14 protein-coding genes are annotated in these 18,798 nt (G+C 72.8%); 4 read left to right on the forward strand and 10 right to left on the reverse strand.

From position 1 onward, the window contains the following. Nucleotides 1-36: 36 nt before the first annotated feature. Both ACA511_RS39265 and ACA511_RS39270 read right to left on the reverse strand, forming a co-directional pair. Nucleotides 37-1,680 (reverse strand): ABC-F family ATP-binding cassette domain-containing protein, encoded by a 1,644-nt coding sequence (locus tag ACA511_RS39265; RefSeq protein WP_375029826.1) that lies wholly within the window; start codon nucleotides 1,678-1,680, stop codon nucleotides 37-39. A 49-nt stretch (nucleotides 1,681-1,729) separates the two neighbouring features. Next, a complete protein-coding gene (locus ACA511_RS39270; protein ID WP_375029827.1) occupies nucleotides 1,730-3,430 on the reverse strand; it encodes a proline--tRNA ligase in 1,701 nt (566 codons plus the stop codon). A 58-nt stretch (nucleotides 3,431-3,488) separates the two neighbouring features. Between ACA511_RS39270 and proS the strand changes: the two genes are divergently transcribed. Further along, nucleotides 3,489-4,937: a proline--tRNA ligase gene (gene proS, locus ACA511_RS39275; protein ID WP_375029828.1), complete on the forward strand. Its 1,449-nt coding sequence runs from the start codon at nucleotides 3,489-3,491 to the stop codon at nucleotides 4,935-4,937. Between the two features lie 36 nt (nucleotides 4,938-4,973). Here proS and ACA511_RS39280 read toward each other — a convergent pair whose 3' ends face one another. From ACA511_RS39280 to ACA511_RS39315, 8 genes are all read right to left on the reverse strand, one after another. Next, entirely contained in the window at nucleotides 4,974-5,477 is a 504-nt protein-coding gene (locus ACA511_RS39280; protein WP_375029829.1) for a DUF6328 family protein, read from the reverse strand. A gap of 59 nt (nucleotides 5,478-5,536) precedes the next feature. Next, nucleotides 5,537-7,498 (reverse strand): SpoIIE family protein phosphatase, encoded by a 1,962-nt coding sequence (locus ACA511_RS39285; RefSeq protein WP_375029830.1) that lies wholly within the window; start codon nucleotides 7,496-7,498, stop codon nucleotides 5,537-5,539. Nucleotides 7,499-7,629: 131 nt separating this feature from the next. Then, on the reverse strand, nucleotides 7,630-8,439 hold the full coding sequence (locus tag ACA511_RS39290) for an ANTAR domain-containing protein (protein WP_375029831.1): 810 nt from the start codon (nucleotides 8,437-8,439) through the stop codon (nucleotides 7,630-7,632). Nucleotides 8,440-8,524: 85 nt separating this feature from the next. After that, on the reverse strand, nucleotides 8,525-8,947 hold the full coding sequence (locus ACA511_RS39295) for a CBS domain-containing protein (protein WP_375029832.1): 423 nt from the start codon (nucleotides 8,945-8,947) through the stop codon (nucleotides 8,525-8,527). Between the two features lie 122 nt (nucleotides 8,948-9,069). After that, the gene (locus ACA511_RS39300; protein WP_375029833.1) at nucleotides 9,070-9,444 is read right to left on the reverse strand and encodes an SSI family serine proteinase inhibitor; all 375 of its coding nucleotides are present in this window, start codon (nucleotides 9,442-9,444) and stop codon (nucleotides 9,070-9,072) included. A gap of 514 nt (nucleotides 9,445-9,958) precedes the next feature. Then, nucleotides 9,959-10,585 (reverse strand): sigma-70 family RNA polymerase sigma factor, encoded by a 627-nt coding sequence (locus tag ACA511_RS39305; RefSeq protein WP_375029834.1) that lies wholly within the window; start codon nucleotides 10,583-10,585, stop codon nucleotides 9,959-9,961. Nucleotides 10,586-10,963: 378 nt separating this feature from the next. Continuing rightward, nucleotides 10,964-14,107, reverse strand: coding sequence for a M14 family zinc carboxypeptidase (locus ACA511_RS39310; protein WP_375029835.1), 3,144 nt, complete (start codon nucleotides 14,105-14,107; stop codon nucleotides 10,964-10,966). A gap of 100 nt (nucleotides 14,108-14,207) precedes the next feature. Continuing rightward, entirely contained in the window at nucleotides 14,208-14,930 is a 723-nt protein-coding gene (locus ACA511_RS39315; RefSeq protein WP_375029836.1) for a TetR/AcrR family transcriptional regulator, read from the reverse strand. 209 nt (nucleotides 14,931-15,139) lie between these two features. On the opposite strand from ACA511_RS39315, the gene ACA511_RS39320 reads away from it, so the two are divergent. From ACA511_RS39320 to ACA511_RS39330, 3 genes are all read left to right on the forward strand, one after another. Further along, nucleotides 15,140-17,521: a SpoIIE family protein phosphatase gene (locus ACA511_RS39320; RefSeq protein ID WP_375029837.1), complete on the forward strand. Its 2,382-nt coding sequence runs from the start codon at nucleotides 15,140-15,142 to the stop codon at nucleotides 17,519-17,521. A 112-nt stretch (nucleotides 17,522-17,633) separates the two neighbouring features. After that, a complete protein-coding gene (locus ACA511_RS39325) occupies nucleotides 17,634-18,497 on the forward strand; it encodes a hypothetical protein (RefSeq protein ID WP_375029838.1) in 864 nt (287 codons plus the stop codon). 27 nt (nucleotides 18,498-18,524) lie between these two features. After that, nucleotides 18,525-18,798: hypothetical protein (locus tag ACA511_RS39330; RefSeq protein ID WP_375029839.1), on the forward strand; the 274-nt coding region annotated here is incomplete at its 3' end.

The raw sequence follows: 18,798 nt of genomic DNA on the forward strand, positions 1-18,798 counted from the left end.
CCGCCGCGAAACTCATCGGCGGCCGCCCGTCCCCGGTCAGCGGGGGCGGGACACCCGGGTCTCGTCCCAGACGGGGTCGGGGGACTCGTAGACGGTGCCGTCGGAGCCGAAGATGAGGTGGCGGTCGAAGGCGCGGGCGAACCAGCGGTCGTGGGTCACGGAGACGACCGTGCCCTCGTAGGACTCCAGGCCCTCCTGCAGGGCTTCGGCGCTGGCCAGGTCGAGGTTGTCGGTCGGCTCGTCCAGGAGGAGGAGCGTGGCGCCGCCGAGCTCCAGGAGCAGGATCTGCAGGCGCGCCTGCTGGCCGCCGGAGAGCGTCTCGAAGGGCTGCTCGGCGCAGACGTTCAGCTCGTAGCGGCTCAGGGCGCTCATGGCGTCGTTGCGGAGGCGCGCGTGCTCGGTCATGACGATCTCGCACGCTGTGCGTCCGGCCAGGTCGGGGCGCGCGTGGGTCTGCGCGAAGAGGCCGGGGACGACGCGGGCGCCCAGCCGCGCGACACCGGTGTGGGCGACGGGCCTCGCCGGGGTCGCGCCGCGCGGGAGCGCCTCGGCGACGGCCGTGAGGAGGCGCAGGAAGTGCGACTTGCCGGAGCCGTTGGAGCCGAGGACCGCGACGCGCTCGCCGTACCAGACCTCGGTGTCGAAGGGCTTCATCAGGCCGGTCAGTTCGAGGTTCTCGCAGATCACCGCGCGTTTGCCGGTCCGGCCGCCGCGCAGGCGCATCGTGAGGTTCTGGTCGCGGGGCGGGATCTCCGGCGGGCCCGCCTCCTCGAACTTGCGCAGGCGGGTCTGGGCGGCCTGGTAGCGGGACGCGAGGCCGTCGTTGAAGGCCGCCTTGTTCCGCAGGGTGTTGACGAGCTCCTTGAGCTTCGCGTGCTCCTCGTCCCAGCGGCGGCGCAGTTCCTCCAGCCGCTCGTTGCGGTCGCGGCGGGCGGCGGCATAGGTGGCGAAGCGGCCGCCGTGGATCCAGACGCGGGACGCCTCGACGGTGACGATCCGGTCGGCGGCGCGGTCGAGGAGTTCACGGTCGTGGGAGACCAGCAGGACGGTCTTGGGCGTCTCCCGGAGCCGCTCTTCGAGCCACCGCTTGCCCGGGACGTCGAGGTAGTTGTCGGGCTCGTCCAGGAGGAGGACCTCGTCGGGGCCGCGAAGGAGGGCTTCGAGCGCCAGGCGTTTCTGCTCTCCGCCGGAGAGGGTGCGCACCTCGCGCCAGCGGCACCCGTCGTAGGAGACGCCGAGGGCCGCGACGCAGCAGGCGTCCCAGAGCACCTCGATCTCGTACCCGCCCGCGTCGCCCCAGCCCGTGAGGGCCGTGGCGTAGCGGAGCTGCGTGGGCTCGTCGTCGCGCTCCATCATCGCCAGCTCGGCCGACTCCACGGCGGCCGCCGCCTCGCGGACACGGGGCGGGGCCAGGGACAGCAGCAGGTCGTGGACGGACGAGTCGTCCCGCACGCTGCCGACGAACTGGCGCATCACGCCGATGCCGCCGCTGTGCCCCACCGTCCCGGACTGGGGCGCGAGATCCCCGGCGATCAGGCGCAGGAGCGTCGTCTTGCCCGCGCCGTTCGGGCCGACGAGGGCGGCCGTGACGCCTTCGCCGACACGGAAGGAGACGTCGTCCAGCAGCCTCCGGCCGTCCGGCAGCACATGGCCGATATGGCCGACTTCGACGTGTCCCACGGTTCCCCCTCGATGACCCACCGAGTCTCCGGAAGGGAGGACGCGGGCGTCAACGGGTTTTCGCGAGCAGCGACCCGACGTGCGCGGCGACCCCGTCCAGGGCGATCTTGGACGTCTCGCCGGTGGCGCGGGCGGTGACCTCCGCGACGCCCTCGGCCAGGCCGCGCCGGCCGATCGTCACGCGGAACGGGATGCCGGTCAGCTCCGCGTCGCGGAACTTGACGCCCGCCCGCTCGGGACGGTCGTCGATCACGACCTCGGCCCCCGCCGACCCGAGCGCGGCGTAGACGTCCTCGGCCGCCCGCGCCACCTCGGCGTCGTCGGACTGGGCCGCGACGACCACGACCTCGAACGGGGCCACGGACACCGGCCAGACGATGCCGCGCTCGTCGTGGTGGGTCTCGACGATCGCGGCCATCGCGCGCTCGACGCCGATCCCGTAGCTGCCCATGACCACCGGGACGAGCCTGCCGTCCGGGTCCAGGACCTCGACGCCGAGCGCGCGGGCGTAGCGGTCGCCGAGCTTGAAGATGTGCCCGACCTCGATCGCCCGCACGATCTCCAGCGGTTCGCCGCAGCGGACGCAGGGCTCCCCGGCGGCGACCTCGCGCAGGTCCGCCCACAGGCCCACCTCGATGTCGCGGTCGACGTCGACGCCGCGCAGGTGGACGTCGTCGGTGTTCGCGCCGGTGAACATGCCGCGGCGGCCGCGCAGCGCCTCGTCGGCGATCACGGGGAGCGCCGCGCCGACCGCGCCGAGGCTGCCGGGGAGCGCGCCCAGCGCCGCCTGGATCTCGGCCGGCTCGGCGGGGCGGATCTCGGCCGCGCCCGTCGCGTCCACCAGCTTCTGCTCGTTCAGCGGGTGGTCGCCGCGCAGCAGGACGAGCGTCGGCGTCCCGTCCAGGAGGTAGACGAGCGTCTTGACCTGCCGGTCGCCGGGCGCGCCGTAGGCGAGGAGGTCCTCGATGGTGCGGACGCCGGGCGTGTCGAAACGCTCGGGCGACGCGAGGCCGGGGCCGTCGGACGCGGGCGGCAGCGCCGACGTCGCCCGCTCGATGTTCGCCGCGTACCCGCAGGCCGGGGAGCGGGCGACCAGGTCCTCGCCGACGTCGGCCGGGCACATGAACTCCGTCGAGCCGGAGCCGCCCATCGTCCCGCTGGACGCCTCGCACGCCAGCGCCGGCAGCCCCAGCCGGGCGAAGATCCGCGTGTAGGCGCCGTGGTAGGACTCGAACGACGCGTCCAGGCCGGGACGGTCGATGTCGAAGCTGTAGGCGTCCTTCATGGTGAACTCGCGGGTCCGCATGAGGCCGCCCTTGGGGCGCGGCTCGTCCCGGAACTTGGTCTGGAACTGGTACCACTGCTGCGGCAGTTGCTTGTAGGAGCTCAGCTCGCGGGCGACCGTCGCGAAGATCTCCTCGTGCGTCATGCCGAGGGCGAGGTCGGCGCCGCGCCGGTCGCGGAGCCGGAACATCTCCTGGCCCATCAGCTCCCAGCGGCCCGACCGCCGCCACGGCTCCGCCGGGTGCAGCGCGGGCAGCAGCATCTCCTGCGCCCCGATCGCGTCCATCTCCGCGCGGACGATCCCGATGATCTTCGAGCGGACGCGCACGGCCAGCGGCAGCAGCGAGTAGTGGCCGGCGGTCAGCTGCCGGACGAAGCCCGCCCGGAGCAGCAGGCGGTGGCTCGGCGCGTCCGCCTCGGCGGGGTCCTCGCGGAGCGTGGGAGCGAACATCTGGGACCAGCGCATCCCGCGAGGGTAGCGAAGGTGCCCAGACCGGCGCCGATGGTCAGTACCCTTGTTGACCGTGAGTCGAGAAGGTGTGACGCCGCAGAGCGAGGATTTCTCCGCCTGGTACAACGAGGTGGTCCTGCAGGCCCAGCTCGTCGACCGTGGCCCGGTTCGCGGCACGATGGTCATCCGACCGTACGGTTACCGGATGTGGGAGCTGCTCCAGGCCGACCTGGACCGGCGGATCAAGGACGCGGGGCACGACAACGCGTGCTTCCCGATGCTGATCCCGGAGTCCTACCTCAAACGGGAGGCCGAGCACGTCGAGGGCTTCTCGCCGGAGCTGGCGGTCGTCACCCACGCGGGCGGCAAGGACCTGGAGGAGCCGCTGATCGTGCGGCCCACGTCCGAGACCGTCATCGGCGAGTACATGGCCAAGTGGATCGACTCCCACCGCGACCTGCCGCTGCTGCTGAACCAGTGGGCGAACGTCGTCCGGTGGGAGATGCGGCCCCGGATGTTCCTGCGCACGACCGAGTTCCTCTGGCAGGAGGGCCACACCGCGCACATCGACGAGGACGACGCGATGCGCGAGACGATGTGGGCGCTGGACGCCTACGCCGACGTCGCCCGCGACCTCGCCGCGATGCCGGTCGTCGCGGGGGAGAAGACGCCGGGCGAGCGGTTCGCCGGAGCCGTCCGCACCTACACGATCGAGGTCATGATGCGGGACGGCCGGGCGCTCCAGTCCGGCACCTCGCACTACCTCGGCACCAACTTCGCCAAGGCGTTCGAGATCCAGTACCAGGACGAGGCGGGCAAGCTCACGCACGCCCACACCACGTCCTGGGGCATGAGCACCCGCATGATCGGCGGCGTGGTCATGACGCACGGCGACGACAAGGGGCTCGTCCTGCCGCCGCGCCTCGCCCCCTACCAGGTCGTGATCGTCCCGATCGGGCGCAAGGAGCAGGGCGAGCAGGCCGCGGCGGAGGCGCGCAGGCTGGGCGCGGCGATCAAGGCGACGGGCGTCCGCGTGCACGTCGACGACAACCGCCCGCAGCTGTCGCCCGGCTTCAAGTTCAACGAGTGGGAGATGCGCGGCGTCCCGATCCGCATCGAGCTGGGCAAGCGCGACATCGAGGCCGGCGTCGCGACCGTCGTCCGGCGGCTCCCGACCGTCGAGGGCCAGGGCAAGGAGCAGATCCCCCTCGACAAGGTGGCCGAGCTGCTGCCCGGCATGCTCGCCGACTTCCAGGCGTTCCTCCTCGCCAGGGCCGAGCGGTTCCGCGACGACAACACCGCCGCCGTCGACACGTGGGACGCGTTCGCCGCGCAGGTCGCCACCGGCTGGGCCCGCGCGTTCCACTGCGGCGGGACCGAGTGCGAGGACACGATCAAGGCCGACACCGCCGCGACCCCGCGGGTCATCCCGGCGGACGCGCCCGAGGAGTCCGGCGCCTGCGTCAAGTGCGGGCGGCCGTCCGCCTACGGCAAGCGGATCATCTTCGGCAGGGCGTACTGACGGACCGGTCCCGCGCGGTCAGGAGTCCTTGGTCGATCAGGAGTCCTTGGTCGCGCGGGCGTTCGCCGTCATCCGCGTGAGGTACGGCTGGACGAACCACACCCACCCGGCCAGCCCGAGGACGCCCGCCGCCGTGAGGACGACCGGGAGCGTCCGCTCCGACAGCGAATCGACGATCAGCATCGTCGCCGAGGTGATCGAGATCGCCAGCGCGAACGCGCCCGCGATCCCGTACTGGTTGGCGCGCTTGATCAGCAGCGGTTTCTGCCCGAGCCGGAACAGGATCCGGTGCTGGAACGCGGGGGCGATGAAGCAGATGGACGCCGTCGCCGCCCCGAACAGCGCGAGGTAGAACAGCACCGTCCCGGCGCCGTCGACCTTGTCGAAACCGGCGGAGAACGGGACGGTCAGCAGGAACGCGAAGAGCACCTGCACTCCGGTCGTCGCCACCCGGAACCCCTGGAGAAGCTCCATCAGCTGCCGGTCGAGCCGCTCGTGCTCGGTCTCGTTACGGGGCTTGTCCGCGGGATCAACGGTCATGAAGCCGATCTACCCCGACGGACGATCATCATCCCGACATTTCGCCCCACCTCGGGGTCCTAGCCGAGTGTCGGCGTCTCCACGCGCAGCGCGAGCATCGACACGTCGTCGCGCAGGTCGCCGTCGCAGTAGTCGAGCAGCGCCCGCTCCACCCCGGCCAGCATCCCCTCGGGCGTGTCGCCGGCGTGCCCGGCGAGCGCCTCCAGCAGGCGCTCCTGGCCGAATTCCTGCCGCATCATGTCGCACGCCTCGAGGACGCCGTCCGAGTGCAGGATCAGCGTGTCGCCGACGGAGAGGTCGATCGTGTCCAGCCCGGCCTCGAAGTCCTCGAAGAGGCCGAGCGGGACGCCGCCCCGGGACGCCGTCCTGATCACCCCGTCGGCGCGCACCACGATCGCCGGCGGGTGCCCCGCGGTGCCCAGCGAGACGATGATCCGCTCGGTCTCCAGCGTCAGCCCCGCCATCACCGCGGTGACGAACCGGTCCTCGTCCAGCAGCGCCTCGTTCACGACGCCGAGGACGTCGCCCGGGGACGCCTTCCACCGCGACGCCAGCCGGACGCAGTGCCGCGCCGTCGCCGTCACCGCCGCCGCGTCCTCGCCCTTGCCGCACACGTCGCCGAGGACGAGGCCCCAGCCGTTCTCCGTGCGGAACACGTCGTAGAAGTCGCCGCCCACGTCCGAACCGTGCGTCGACGTCAGGTACTTGGCGGCCACCCGCACGCCCGGGATCGCGGGCAGCCGCTTCGGCAGCAGCCCCGCCTGGAGCGTGTCGGCGACCTCGGCGCGCCGCCGGTACAGCCGCGCCGCCCGGATCACCAGCGCCAGGTACCGGCCGAGCCGCTGCACGACCCCGAGGTCCATCAGGTCGAACGGGCCGTACTCGCCGCTCGCCGCCAGCGTGATCGTTCCGATGGCGCGGTCGCCGTCCTCGATGGGGACGCTCAGCACCGACGTCGTGCCGATCTTGCCGCAGACGGGCTGCCCGTCCGGGCAGACGCCGAGCACGTCGAGGTTCTCCACGTGCGGCCGCAGCGCGCTCTGCCGGGTGACGAACACGGTGTGCGGGAGCGTGCCCTCCGCGGGCTCGACCTCCTCCAGCATCCGCGCGGCCTCGACGGAATACTCGTCCTCCGGGCCCATCACCACCTGGCGGCGCAGCTCCGGAGCCGCGCCCGCCGCGTGGATGCCGCCCTGCAGCGGCCCGCCGGGGCCGCCGCCGTTCGGCCCGGTCAGGTCGATGAACGCCCAGTCGGCCAGCTCGGCGGTGAGCAGCCGGGCGCAGCGCCGGACCGCGACCGTCTCGTTGAAGACGGGCTCGTCGAGCAGCAGCTCGCTCGCGGTGGCGAGCACGTCCATCCGGTGGACGATGGTGGCGACGGCCTCGTCGTCGGCCGGCGCGCCGCCCTGCGCCGTCCGCGCCGGCCCTTTGCGGGCGCCGTCGTCGGTGGGCGTGGTCGTCGGGCCGGCGGCCACCACGACCATCGGGTCGGGTTCGCCGCGGATCCACACGCGGGCCAGCGTCACCACGGCGTCGACGGGCCGGTCGCGGCCGAGGAAGCGGACGTTGACGAGGCGGCGCCGCCCCGTCCGGACCACGGCGGCCAGCTGCGACCGCACCGCCGCGCGGGTCGCCATGTCGCAGAACGCCGTGAACTGCTTGCCCGACACGTACCCGGACGAGGTGCCGAGCAGCATCGCCGCCTGCCGGTTGACGCGGCGGACGCTCGTCGTCCGGTCGAGCAGGAACAGCGGGACGGGGGCGTCCTGGAAGACCGTGCGCAGCACCCGGCGCTCGTTCTCCGCCGCCGCCGATCCGCCCGGCTCGCCGGTCTGCTCACCGCCCATCGTCCGCAGCACGGTCAGCGCCAGTTCGAGCTCGACCAGCGCCGCGTCCAGGGTGGCGCGCAGGTCCGGTTCCGGGACGCCGGCGGCCTGGCGCAGCTCGCCGATACGCCCTTCGAGATCCGAGATCTCGCGCAGCAGGGTCTCGGGTTCGAGCTGGTCGGGCTGATCGTGCATCTGGTCTCCCTCTCATCCGCGTCACACGGTGGAACCAGCTCGGCTCCCGCCCTGGACCGGACCGGGCCACGATCCGCGGGGCCGCTCCGAGCAGCCTATTCGCATCACCCGGGTGCGTCTGTAAGCGCGGCCTAAGGAAGGCCCTGATGACCGACGATACGCTGCGCGAGCGCGGTCAGCTTCACATGACGCGTCTGTGATATCCGGCGCATCTCGGCGAACGCCTCGTCGGCGTCGCACCCCAGCGCATGCATCAGAATGCCCTTCGCCTGGTCGACGATCGCGCGTGCCTCGACGGCCTCCTGCAGCTGGACGGCGGTCCGGTGCACGTCGTCGTACTGCTGGCTGTTGGAGACCGCGGCGGTGCCCTGCGCGATCAGCAGGGACGCCAGCGCGTGCCGGCCGTGCCCGAGCGACTTCGGGGTCACCCCGTACAGCGTCAGCGTGACCAGGACGGGCGGGTTGACGTGCGGCGTCATGGTGAAGCAGCGCACGCCGCGGCGCAGCATGTCCGACATCGACTCGGGCCAGCGGGTCTCGGCGAGGATGTCGTCGGCCGTCAGCACCCGGCGCTCGCGCACCACGTCGAAGACCGGGCCGTGCCCCCGGGACAGCTGCCGGTCGGTCACCTCGGCGAGATCGGGATGGCTCGCGGCCGTCGCCAGCGGCTCGGGACGGGGCTCCTCCGTCGTCCCGACCTCGACGGGCCCCTCGGGGCCGGGGACGGTGCCGGCCGGCGGCCATGCCGAGCCGGGGTCGGCTGCGGCCGCCCGGGGCAGCGCCCACCGCACGCTCGCCGCGCCCGCGCAGCCGGGGACGGCGCGCGCGGCCAGCTCGGTCACCCGGTGCAGGGTGCCGACGTCGGACGACTCCCCGACCATGCCCAGGCGGGCGATCTCCAGCGCGAGCTGGTCGGTCAGTACCGTCTCCGTGGGTGTCACCTCTCCGAGATTATCCTGGCCGGACGGCTGCCGCGGCGCGCCGCGGCCCGGTGCCTCATGGGCGGTCGTTCCCGACCGCCGGAGGCTAGTTGTTGGGCGGCGCCTTGCTGATCTCGCTGAGCGGCCCGACGTCTCCGTTGGCCACCGCCAGGTCGCCGATGGACACGATGCCCACCGGGCGCTGCTCGGCGTCCACGACGGGGAGCCGCCGGACGGCCTGCTCGCACATCAGCCGCGCCACGGTCCCGGTGTCGTCCTCGGGGCGGACGGTCGTCAGCTCGGCCGTGCACACGTCGCCGAGCGGGGTGAGCGAGGTGTCGCGGCTCTCCGCCACCGCCCGGACCACGATGTCGCGGTCGGTCACCACGCCGCACAGCCGTCCGGCGTAGGTGACGAGCACGTCGCCGATGCCCTCGTCCCGCATCACGCGGGCCGCCTCGTACAGCGTCGCGTCGAGCGGCAGGGACAGGGGGGCCGCCGTCATCACGTCGCTGACTCTTGGTGGCATCGCGCGCACATCCTCCCGAATCGCCGGCGGCTCGCGTCGCCCGTGTGCGCGCCCTACCCGCAGTCGGCGTGCCTATTCGGACAGTTCCGGCTCTGGTCATCGTTTCGTCATGTTCTAGGCGTTCAGAACGCGAAAAGGACACCGGTCCGCGACCGCATGGCGCAGTCGTTGCCGTATTCGGCCCGGAACCGGACGGTCTTGCCGCGCCATCGCCCGTCCGCGCGGGCGATGACCGGAGCGTGGACGGCGGCGCACATCCGCCCGTCCGCCGGGTGGGCGAACTCCCCGCCCGACCCGGCGAGCTCCAGGCAGGCCCGCGCCGCCTCGGGATGGCCGCCGCCCGGCGGCTCGCAGCGCAGCGTGACGGCCCTGCTCCCGGACGCGGCACGGTCCGGATGCGCGAGCGTGAGCCGCAGCGACGTCCCCGAACCCGAGGGGACGGCCGGCACGAGAGCGATCACCGCACCCGCGATGACCCCGGTGAGGAGGTTCGACATGGCGACTCCGGAAGGTCGAGGGGAGGACCTTGGCTAAGTGTAATGGAATCGCCACGCTGAGTGCATGAAAAACAAGTGATCCCGCAGCCACGGGGCAGCTGCGGGATCACGCCATACCCGCCCGAAGGCCACAAGGCCCCAGACGAAGGTTCGAAGCCAATCGTGCGCCGACCAGAGCCGAACGCCCCAACCAAGCCCGCCAAGCCCACCCCGCGCCCCAACCGGGGCCGCCCAAGCCCACCTCGCGCTACCCAAAAGGCACACGTCCGTAACCTGAGCCGGCAACGACCTCAGCGTTGCGATCGCGACCGAAGGCAGGTTTCGAGCCCGCGAGAAACCTGATCGCGCAGCGAGCCGCTAGGCGAGCCGAAGCGATGCAGCGATCGCCGCTTCGCCCGTTGAAGGAGGGCGCGCCAGCGCCTGACGCCGAGGGCGATGCAATGAACAGAGCGATCGCCGCTTCGGCCGTTGAAGGAGGGCGCGCCAGCGCCTGACGCCGAGGGCGAAGAAATAACTACGCCGCCAGGATGTGGGCCGCGCGGCGGTGGTCGGCGAGGGATTCGCGGAGCTGCTTGCGGCCGCGGTGCAGGCGGGACATGACCGTGCCGATGGGGGTGCCCATCAGCTGGGCGATCTCCTTGTAGGGGTAGCCCTCGACGTCGGCGAGGTAGACGGCGTCCCGGAAGTCCTTGGGCAGGGCGCGCAGCGCGGCGATGACGTCGGTGTCGGGGATGCGGTCCAGTGCTTCGGATTCGGCGGACCGGAAGCCGGAGGAGGACGCCTCGGTCTGCGCGAGCTGCCACTCTTCGAGTTCTTCGGAGCCGGCGCGCTGGGGCTCGCGCTGCTTCTTGCGGTAGGTGTTGATGAAGTTGTTGGTGAGGATCCGGTGCAGCCAGGCCTTGAGGTTCGTGCCCTCCTGGAACTGGTGGAAGTTCACGTAGGCCTTGGCGAGGGTCTCCTGGACGAGGTCTTCGGCGTCCGCGGTGTTGCGGGTCATCCGGACGGCGCTCGCGTAGAGCGGGTCGGCGAGCGGCAGGACGTCGCGCTCGTAGCGCTGGGCGCTCTCGGTGCTGGTGATGTTCCGCTTCGCGCGGCCGGCGTCGCGGCCGTTGTCTCGGACAGGCGTGGTGACAGCGGTCATCGTCGCTCCCCGTGGGTAGGGCCCCGGTCGAGGGCCGGTTGCATGGCGCGTGGTCGGGGGCACGCGCGGACCGGGCGGACGAGCCGCCCCCCGTTGAGTGGTACGTGCCACCGTTCCCGGCGGGTTCGGAGGGAACCCGGCCTCGCATGGAGAGTGGGCCGGGGTCCTGCGCGGGTCGGCGATGCCAGGGCGACCCCGTGTGCTGCGGGACGTCGCGGGCTGTGCTCGAGCGGGCGCTTTACCATCCGCCGGTGGTCTTCCTGTCCTGTAAGACGCCTGGAAGGGGCCAAAAGGTTGCCTTGACCGGCGTGTTGCTCATCACACAGGCGTGGCCCCCGTCCGGCGGGGGCCGGGACGGGGGCCACGTTCTCGGGCGTGTCAGTCGAGCAGGTGGTCGAGGGCTCTGGTCAGCAGGGTCCGGGCGTCGGGGGACTGTTCCAGGCCGAAGCCCAGGAGGACGGTGTCGTCGGTGGCCACGGAGGACACGGAGTCGATCAGGGCTTGGGCGCGGACGTACTCGGTGGCGTTGCCGGGGCTGCCGGCGGGGGCGCCTTGGACCGTCCAGGGGCCGAGGCCCGTTTCGAAGCCTTCGGCGTCGGCCTGGCCGGCGGAGGTGGCGAGTTTCGTGTCGTCGATGAAGAGGCCGGTTCCGCCGGTGGCGGGGTCGCTCACGTAGGAGATCGACACCTCGATCTTCTTGCCCGCGTAGGCGGACAGGTCGAACGCGGCGGGGACCCAGCCGTTGGAGTTGCCCGTGAAGGCGTTCCACTGACCGGACGTGCCGGTGTTGCCGCAGGGGTTGCCCCCGGTGAGGTAATGACCGAGGAACGGGTGCATGTCCAGGTAGTAACCCTGCTCGCACTGTTCCGGGACGGTGGTGCTCGTCCGGCCGTTCTTGTCGGGCAGCGTGGTCCAGTCCTCGGCGCCGGCGGTGTGCGCCTCGACGATGATGTTGTCGAAGCCCGTCTCGGTGCTGTAGGAGAGCTGGGCCTGCAGGGCCGGGGCCTGCGCCGCGGTGATCGCCGAGAGGTCGATCGTGCGGGTCAGGCGGCGGTAGGCGCCGTCCTGGTGGGGGCCGGCGACGTACCACTGGCCCTCGACGGGCTCGGTGGGCGCGGCCGCCCCGGTGTAGTCGCCGGCCTTCCAGCTGGTGAACTGCGGGAAGTCGGCCTTGGGCAGGACGGTCGAGGTGACCTGGAATCCGCCCGCCTCGTTCAGCGGGTTGGTCGCGGTGCCGGTGACCTTGGACGTGATCCCGTCGAAGGGGGTCTTCGTCCCTGTGAAGCCCGTGGGTGCTCCGACGCGCTGCCTGTCGTAGGCGCCCAGGTAGTACTGGAAGAAGTCGTCGGAGAGCAGTTCGCAGTCGTCCCGGAAGTTGCCGGTGACCACGCAGGGCTTCTCGGGGTGTCCCTTCAGGCCGTAGTAGATGCCGCCGCCGTTCAGCCTGCTGATCGGGCCGTAGTAGCCGGTCGTCTCGCCGGTGTGGAGGAGTTTGCCGCCCTCGTTGAGGTAGGAGCGGACGGAGAGGACGAGGTCCTTCTCACGGTCGGCAACCTGCGAGTCGGGGGCGTCGCCGATGTAGGTCCGCACGGGGTCGTCGGCCGCGTCCTGGGTGAGGCGGTTGTCGCCGAGGTACCAGACGACGGCCTTGAAGTGCTTCAGGACGCCGAGGTCGTGCGGGACCCCGTCCTTGTCGATGTCCCAGACGAGCGGCCGGTGGCCCGCCGCCTTGACGAGGTCGGCGTACTGCCCCGTGTAGCGCGGCGCCTTCGCGGGATAGGACGGGTTGACGCCGGTGTAGTCCTCGTCCGCGACGATCAGGACGTCCGCCTTGCGCTGGTCGCGGACGGTGTAGGTGAAGTGCTCGCTCTCCACCTGCTTGCGGCCGTTCCTACCGGTGAACCACGCCTCGACCCTGTCGCCGGGCCGCTGCCCGATCGTGCCGCGGTACTCGGCGTAGTAGATCTTGTTGTCACGTCCGAACCGTTCGCCGCCGCGCCATTCGCGGACGTGCGCGCGCCGCGTCCGGCCGCCGTTGATCCGGTAGCGCAGCTCCTTGTCCCGCAGCGACCTGCGGATCACGGCCGCGACCTCCTGGGACGCGCCGTAGGACGTGCTGAACGCGTCGGTCTCGAAGTCGGGCGCGGTGCGTCCCACGGACGAGACGGGCTCGTCCGGCGTGCGCGCGGACTCGCCGATCGACAGCGCGAACGGCAGGTTCTTCTGGAATTCGCGCTGGATGAGCGCCTCGTCGTCGGGGAACTCGAAGTCGCTGCCGCAGTCGCCGGGCTCCCAGGCGTCGTCCGGGTCCTCGTTGGCGGCGGTCGTGCAGGTCGCCATCTCCGGGGTGATCGAGAGGGTGCCGTACTCGTTGTCGACCTGGCCGTCGGTGTCGCCGTTCGTCGTGTAGAGCTGGGCGCCCAGCTCGGGCGTGTAGCCGGGGACGGCCGGGTGGTCGATGTCGCCGAGCAGCGCGTCGTGGATCACGTCGTCCGGGCTGCGGGTGAGGGCCTGCCAGCCCACGCCGTGCAGCAGCAGCTGCGCCGCCGAGTGGTAGTTGACCAGGTAGGTCGGGCGGACCCGCTCGTACAGGCTCAGCTGCGCCCGCGTCTCGGGCTCGGACGCCGGCGACGCGCCGCGGTAGGTCTGGCCGGCCGGCAGCTCCGACGAGCCCTCGTTGTCGTAGCCCCACTTGTAGGGGAAGTTGCGGTTGAGGTCGATGCCGTCCGCGCCGGTGATCTGGCCGTCGCCGTTGTTGTCGCGCACGTTCTTGCGCCAGAGGCGGAAGCCGTCCTGGAACGTCAGGTCGTAGCCGTCGACGTTGACGACCGGGATGAACCACAGCTCCGTCGTGTCGACGATCCCGGTGAGGGCGGCGTCCGTGCCGTATCCGTCGACGTAGTGGTGCAGCAGCCGGCGGACCATCTCCGGGGTGATCCACTCGCGGGCGTGCTGCGCGGCCTGGTAGACGACCACCGGGCGCTTGCCGTGCCCGCGCCGCTCCCCGCCCGCGACGCGGACGGCGGTGATCGGCTGGCCGGTGACGGACGTGCCGATGTCCACGGCCTTCGCGATGGACGGGTGGTCGGAGGCGACCTTGAGCAGTTCCTCGCGGATGTTGCCGGGGCCGCTGTAGGGGCGGAAGACGTTCTGCGCGGCGGCCTTCGCGCGCGGCCGGGCGGCCTTCTTCGCGGTGAGGCCGAGGCCCTGCGCGTTGAGCGCGCCCGCCTCCGTGCCGCTCAGGACGGCCTCGACGTGGACGCGGTCCTTCTGCGCGCTCTTGGAGAAGCGGACGTCCTCCCGGTCGAGCGCGCGGCCGTTCAGGACCTTCACCTGGTCGGCGGTCAGGTCGGCGGTGTAGACGCCCACGGCCGCGCCGGACGGGGGCGGCGCCGGGGCGGCGTGGGCGGGCGCCGCGACGAGCGCTCCGACCACGAGCGCGGCCGCGGCGAGGACGGGGGTGAGTCTCCTGGGGGATCTGCTGAGTGTGAGTCTCGGAGGCCGGAACAGCGTGCGCGACATTGCGCCCTCCCTGGCAGGGGTCACGACGGGGGTTGCGTGATCGTCTGCCGGGGGGCAAAGGGTGTCAACGGGGCAAAAGTTGCCCTATGCCCGCATTAGGTCACTGTGCCGGTTGATGCCCGGCCAGCACCGCGCGGACGAGCCGCGCCGCGAACTCCTCCGGCGCCGCCGGGAGCCCCGCCCCCGCGGCCACCGCCTCCGGACCGGCGAGCCGCGTCAGGAAGGCGTGCTGCTGGCAGCCTCCCAGCAGGGCCGCCGCGATGAACGGGAGCGGAGCGTCCGCCCCGAGCCGTCCGGCGCGCTGCTCCGCCTCCAGGTAGCCGATCAGGGCGGAATGGCCCATCAGCGGACCGGCCGTCGCGCCCCCGGAAGGACCTGCCGGGGGACCGCCTGGCGCTCCAGGGAGCGGCGTGCCGTCGTCCTGGCCACCTCTGGTCCGCGCGCGCGCCTTGGCTGCGGCCTCGTTCTGTGCTTTCACGGGGCCGTTGTCACGCAACCAGGCGATCAGCTCAGGGTCGGCTAGGACGGGCCCCGTCATCGGCAGTAGCTCGCCGTAGAAGCGGACCATGTCGGCGGCCAGCCGGACGAGGTTCTGCTCCACGGTGTTCTGGCCGGCGGAACCGGCGAGCGCCGCCATCGCCGTCCGCGCCGTTCCCGTGACCTCTGCGAGAGCCGCCGCGAACAGCGCCGTCTTGTTCGCGAAATGGTTGTAGAGACTGCCCTCGGAGACGCCCGCGCTGCGCGCGATCTCCTTGGTCGTCGCGGCCACGATCCCGCGCTCCCGGATCACCGCGACGGCCGCGGCCAGGATCCGCTCGCGCATCGGCGCCGTCCGTGCTGCCAACCCGCGTGCTGCCAACCCGCGTCACCTTCCCTTCCGCCGTGGACGTTAGCACCCGGACCGGGCGTGAGTGAGCACTCACCCGATGCAATTTCGGATTGTCCCAGCGCGCTCCGCTCACTCGATGTAACGTCCCCCTCACCGGGCGTTGCCGGACGCTTCGGACGTCGCCGTCCGAGGAGGGGGACCGCATGGTCATCACAGACCTGCTGGGGGTGGCGAAGATGGCCGCCATCACGCTGGACGAACGAGGCCGGATCAGCCACTGGGACGACACCGCCGCCGGGCTCTTCGGCGTCGGGCCGCCCCGCGCCCTGGGCCGTCCGCCCTCCGCGCTGCTGCGGCTGCCCCGCGAGCACCGGGGCGCCTTCGAGCCGGAGACCTTCGGGCACGTCTGGTGCGGCGCCTGCACGCTGCCGCGCGTCGACAACGGCGAGCCGGTCGAGGTCGGCTGGTGGGTCTACCCGATCGGCGGGACGCCCGGCGAGAACGGCGTCAGCGTCCTGGCGCTGGCCGCCGACCTGCGCCGGCTCCGCCGGCACGGGATCGGCGTCACCATCGGCGACCTGCTGCTCGCCCCGCCGGACGGCCGCGGCTGCGGCGACGGCGCGGCCCGCCGCCCGGCCAGCGCCCGGCTGCTGCGGGTCGAGCCCGCGCTCACCGCGCCGTCCGGCGACCTGCCGGACTCGTTCGCCGCCCCGTTCGCCGGACGGCTCGCCGAACTGCTGCCCGCCCTCGGCCCGGCCGCGGCCGAGAAGATCGGCTCGCGGGTGCTCGCCCTCGGCTGCCCGGCGGTCTCGCTCGGCCTGACGATCCGGCTGCCGGTCGTCCCGCACACCGGCGCGGAGCCGTCCGTCCCGCGGCCCCGGCCCGCGGCCGCCCGGCGGCCCCGGCCCGCCCACCGGGACGTCCCCGCCTCCTGGGAGCCCCTCACCTACCTCAGCGAGGCCGGCGAGCAGATCGGCAGCTCGCTCGACCACCTGCAGGCCGCCCGGACGCTCGCCGAGGTCCTCGTCCCGCGGCTCGCCGACTTCGCCGCCGTCGAACTGCTCGAACGCGTCGTCGCCGACTCCGCCCCGCCCGCCGTCGAGGTCGACGAGACCACGCCGATGCGCCGCGTCGCCGTCGCCCACAACGACGACCCCGGACGCTGGGACGAGGCCGTCCCCGAGGGCGAGGCGCTGTTCCTCCCGTCCGGGACGCCGTTCGTCCAGGCCATGCGGACCGGGCGCCCCGTGCACATCCGGCGCGTCGCCCCCGCGCAGGCCGCCCGGCTCGCCGCCGCGTTCGGCGACCGCGACCTGAGCGCCCTGTTCACCGGGCGCGCGCTGCTGGTCGTCCCGCTGATCGCGCGCGGCCGGGTGCTCGGCACGTTCAAACTGCTGCGCAAGCCCGACCGGCCCGGGTTCGGCGATCTCGACCTCGCCATGGTGGACGAGCTCGCCCGCCGCGCCGCGCTGTGCATCGACAACGGGCGGCTGTACCGGCGCGAGGTCCAGGTCGCCGAGGAACTGCAGCGCAGCATGCTCCCCGACGACCCGCCGGACGTCGCCGGGGCCCGCGTCCGCTACCGCTACCGGCCCGCCGAGCAGGCCGCCCAGGTCGGCGGCGACTGGTTCGACGCCATCCCGCTGCCCGGCTGCCGGCTCGGCCTCGTCGTCGGCGACGTGATGGGGCACGGCCTCACCTCCGCCGCGATCATGGGGCAGCTGCGCACCGCCGTCCGCACCCTCGCCACCGAGGACATGCGGCCCGACCGGCTGCTCCGCCAGCTCGACGGGCTCGCCCGCCGGCTCGGCGAGGACTACCTCGCCACCTGCCTGTACGCGGTGTACGACCCGGTCGAGCGGCGCTGCACGTTCGCCAACGCCGGGCACGTCCCGCCCGTCCTCGTCGCGGCGGACGGCGCGAGCCGCGTGCTGCCCGTCCCGCCCGGCGTGCCGATCGGGGTGGGCGGCGAGCCGTTCCGCACGATGGAGGTCGAGGTCGAGGACGGGTCGCAGCTCGTCCTGTGCACCGACGGGCTGCTCGAACGCCGCGACCGCGACATCGAGGAGGGCCTGGAGGAGCTGCGCGGACGGCTCGCCGGCGCGTCCGCCGACCTCGACGGCACCTGCGACGACCTGCTCGACACGCTCGCCGCCGGCACCCCCGCCGACGACATCGCCATCGTCGCGGTCGGGTTCGACGGCATCCCCAAGGACGAGGTCGTCACCTGGGAGCTCGAACCCGAGCCGGCCAGCGTCCCGTGGATCCGCGCGCAGGTCGCCGCGCGGCTCGCCGGCTGGGGGCTGGACGCCCTCGCCGACACCGCGCAGCTGCTCGTCAGCGAACTCGTCACCAACGCGCTCGTGCACGGCGCGGGCTCGCTCGGCGTCCGGCTGATCAAGGGCGGGACGCTGCTGTGCGAGGTCCACGACGACGGCATGGACCTGCCGCACCTCCGGTACGCCGAGGCCACCGACGAGTCGGGCCGGGGGCTCCAGCTCGTCAGCCATCTCGCCGCCCGCTGGGGCACGCACCGCACCGACACGGGCAAGATCGTGTGGGTCGAGCAGTGGCTGCCGCGCTGATCGTGGGTCCGCCTCGCTGGTTCGGGAGGTAAATGTCTCGGTGCCGCCAGATACTTTCCGACGTCCCCATCGGCTCTGATCGAAGGGTGCCGACTACCTGCGGGGGACGAGTTTGGGTGAGAATCTGACGCTGCCCGTTCCGGAGACCCTCTACGGAACCTACGCCGTGGCGCTCGCCGAACCGATCGCCGACCCCGGGGCCCTCGTCCGCGACCACGTGGCGCGGCACACCGCGCCGCCGCTCCGCGACCTCGTCCTCGGCATGCTCGGCAGCCCGATGCTGACCCTCGACCAGCGTCCCGCGGCCGACTTCCCGCCGCTGCCCGCCGACCTCCTCGCCGCCTACGGCGCCGCCGCGTCCTCGCTGGAGGCCGTCTCGTCCGCCCCTTTCGTGATCGCCGTCCGCGCCGCCTACCGGCCGGGCCGCCCGCCCGCGCACGAATGGGCGTCCCGCGCCGTCGCCGGCGCCCTCGGCACCGCCACCGGCTCCCCGGTCGTCGACGTCTTCACCCCGCAGGTCCTCACGCCCGCCCACCTGGCCCGTTCGCTGCCCGGCCCGGACGGCGCCGTCCGGCTCACCGACTGGATGCTCCTCCCGCACACGTCCGGCCCGGACGGCTTCTTCGTCACCACCAAGGGCCTGGCCCGGTTCGGCCTCCCCGAACTGCAGACCGAGAACGTCCCGTCCGACCTGGTCGAACCCTGGGGCCGGCTCCTGAACGGCCTGGCCCGCCGCGTCCTCGACCTGTGGCTGGACGCGCTGCCCGCCGGCGAGCAGCCCCTCACCGTCGACATCCCCGAGACCGTCTCCGTCGGCCTCCAGGACATCGCCGCCGCCCAGGGCGCGGACGACCCGCTGCGCCACGAGGTCTCCGTCCGGCTCCGGCTGGACCCGGGCCCCGCCCTCACCGCCGGCGACCGCGACCGCCTGGAACCCCTCTGCACCTCCCTCTTCGGCGGCCGACCTTGCCGATGATCTTGAAGAGAGCGCAGGATCGACACCGTGAGATTCGGCCCGCGTGACCGTCCCAGCCCCGAGGACCCCGACGACTCCCCGCCCCCGGCGGCCCCCGTCCAGGTCCCCCACCCCGGCGACATCCACGTAGCAGGCAGGAGCACGTCCGACTGGACCCCGCACCCCCCGCCGTCCGCCTCCCACCCCTGGACCCCGCACACCCTCGCCGACACCGCGCAGCTGCTCGTCCGCGACCGCGTCACCAACGCGCGCGTGCACGGCGCGGGCTCGCTCGGCGTCCGGCTGATCCAGGGCGGGACGC

It is taken from the genome of Actinomadura sp. GTD37 (assembly GCF_041951365.1).
Classification (GTDB): domain Bacteria; phylum Actinomycetota; class Actinomycetes; order Streptosporangiales; family Streptosporangiaceae; genus Spirillospora.

Coding starts and splice junctions, on each gene's coding strand:
- ACA511_RS39270 (WP_375029827.1), bottom strand. CDS start 3,430: ATGCGCTGGTCCCAGATGTTCGCTCCCACGCTCCGCGAGGACCCCGCC.
- ACA511_RS39280 (WP_375029829.1), bottom strand. CDS start 5,477: ATGACCGTTGATCCCGCGGACAAGCCCCGTAACGAGACCGAGCACGAG.
- ACA511_RS39285 (WP_375029830.1), bottom strand. CDS start 7,498: ATGCACGATCAGCCCGACCAGCTCGAACCCGAGACCCTGCTGCGCGAG.
- ACA511_RS39295 (WP_375029832.1), bottom strand. CDS start 8,947: ATGCCACCAAGAGTCAGCGACGTGATGACGGCGGCCCCCCTGTCCCTG.
- ACA511_RS39300 (WP_375029833.1), bottom strand. CDS start 9,444: ATGTCGAACCTCCTCACCGGGGTCATCGCGGGTGCGGTGATCGCTCTC.
- ACA511_RS39305 (WP_375029834.1), bottom strand. CDS start 10,585: ATGACCGCTGTCACCACGCCTGTCCGAGACAACGGCCGCGACGCCGGC.
- ACA511_RS39310 (WP_375029835.1), bottom strand. CDS start 14,107: ATGTCGCGCACGCTGTTCCGGCCTCCGAGACTCACACTCAGCAGATCC.
- ACA511_RS39315 (WP_375029836.1), bottom strand. CDS start 14,930: ATGCGCGAGCGGATCCTGGCCGCGGCCGTCGCGGTGATCCGGGAGCGC.
- ACA511_RS39320 (WP_375029837.1), top strand. CDS start 15,140: ATGGTCATCACAGACCTGCTGGGGGTGGCGAAGATGGCCGCCATCACG.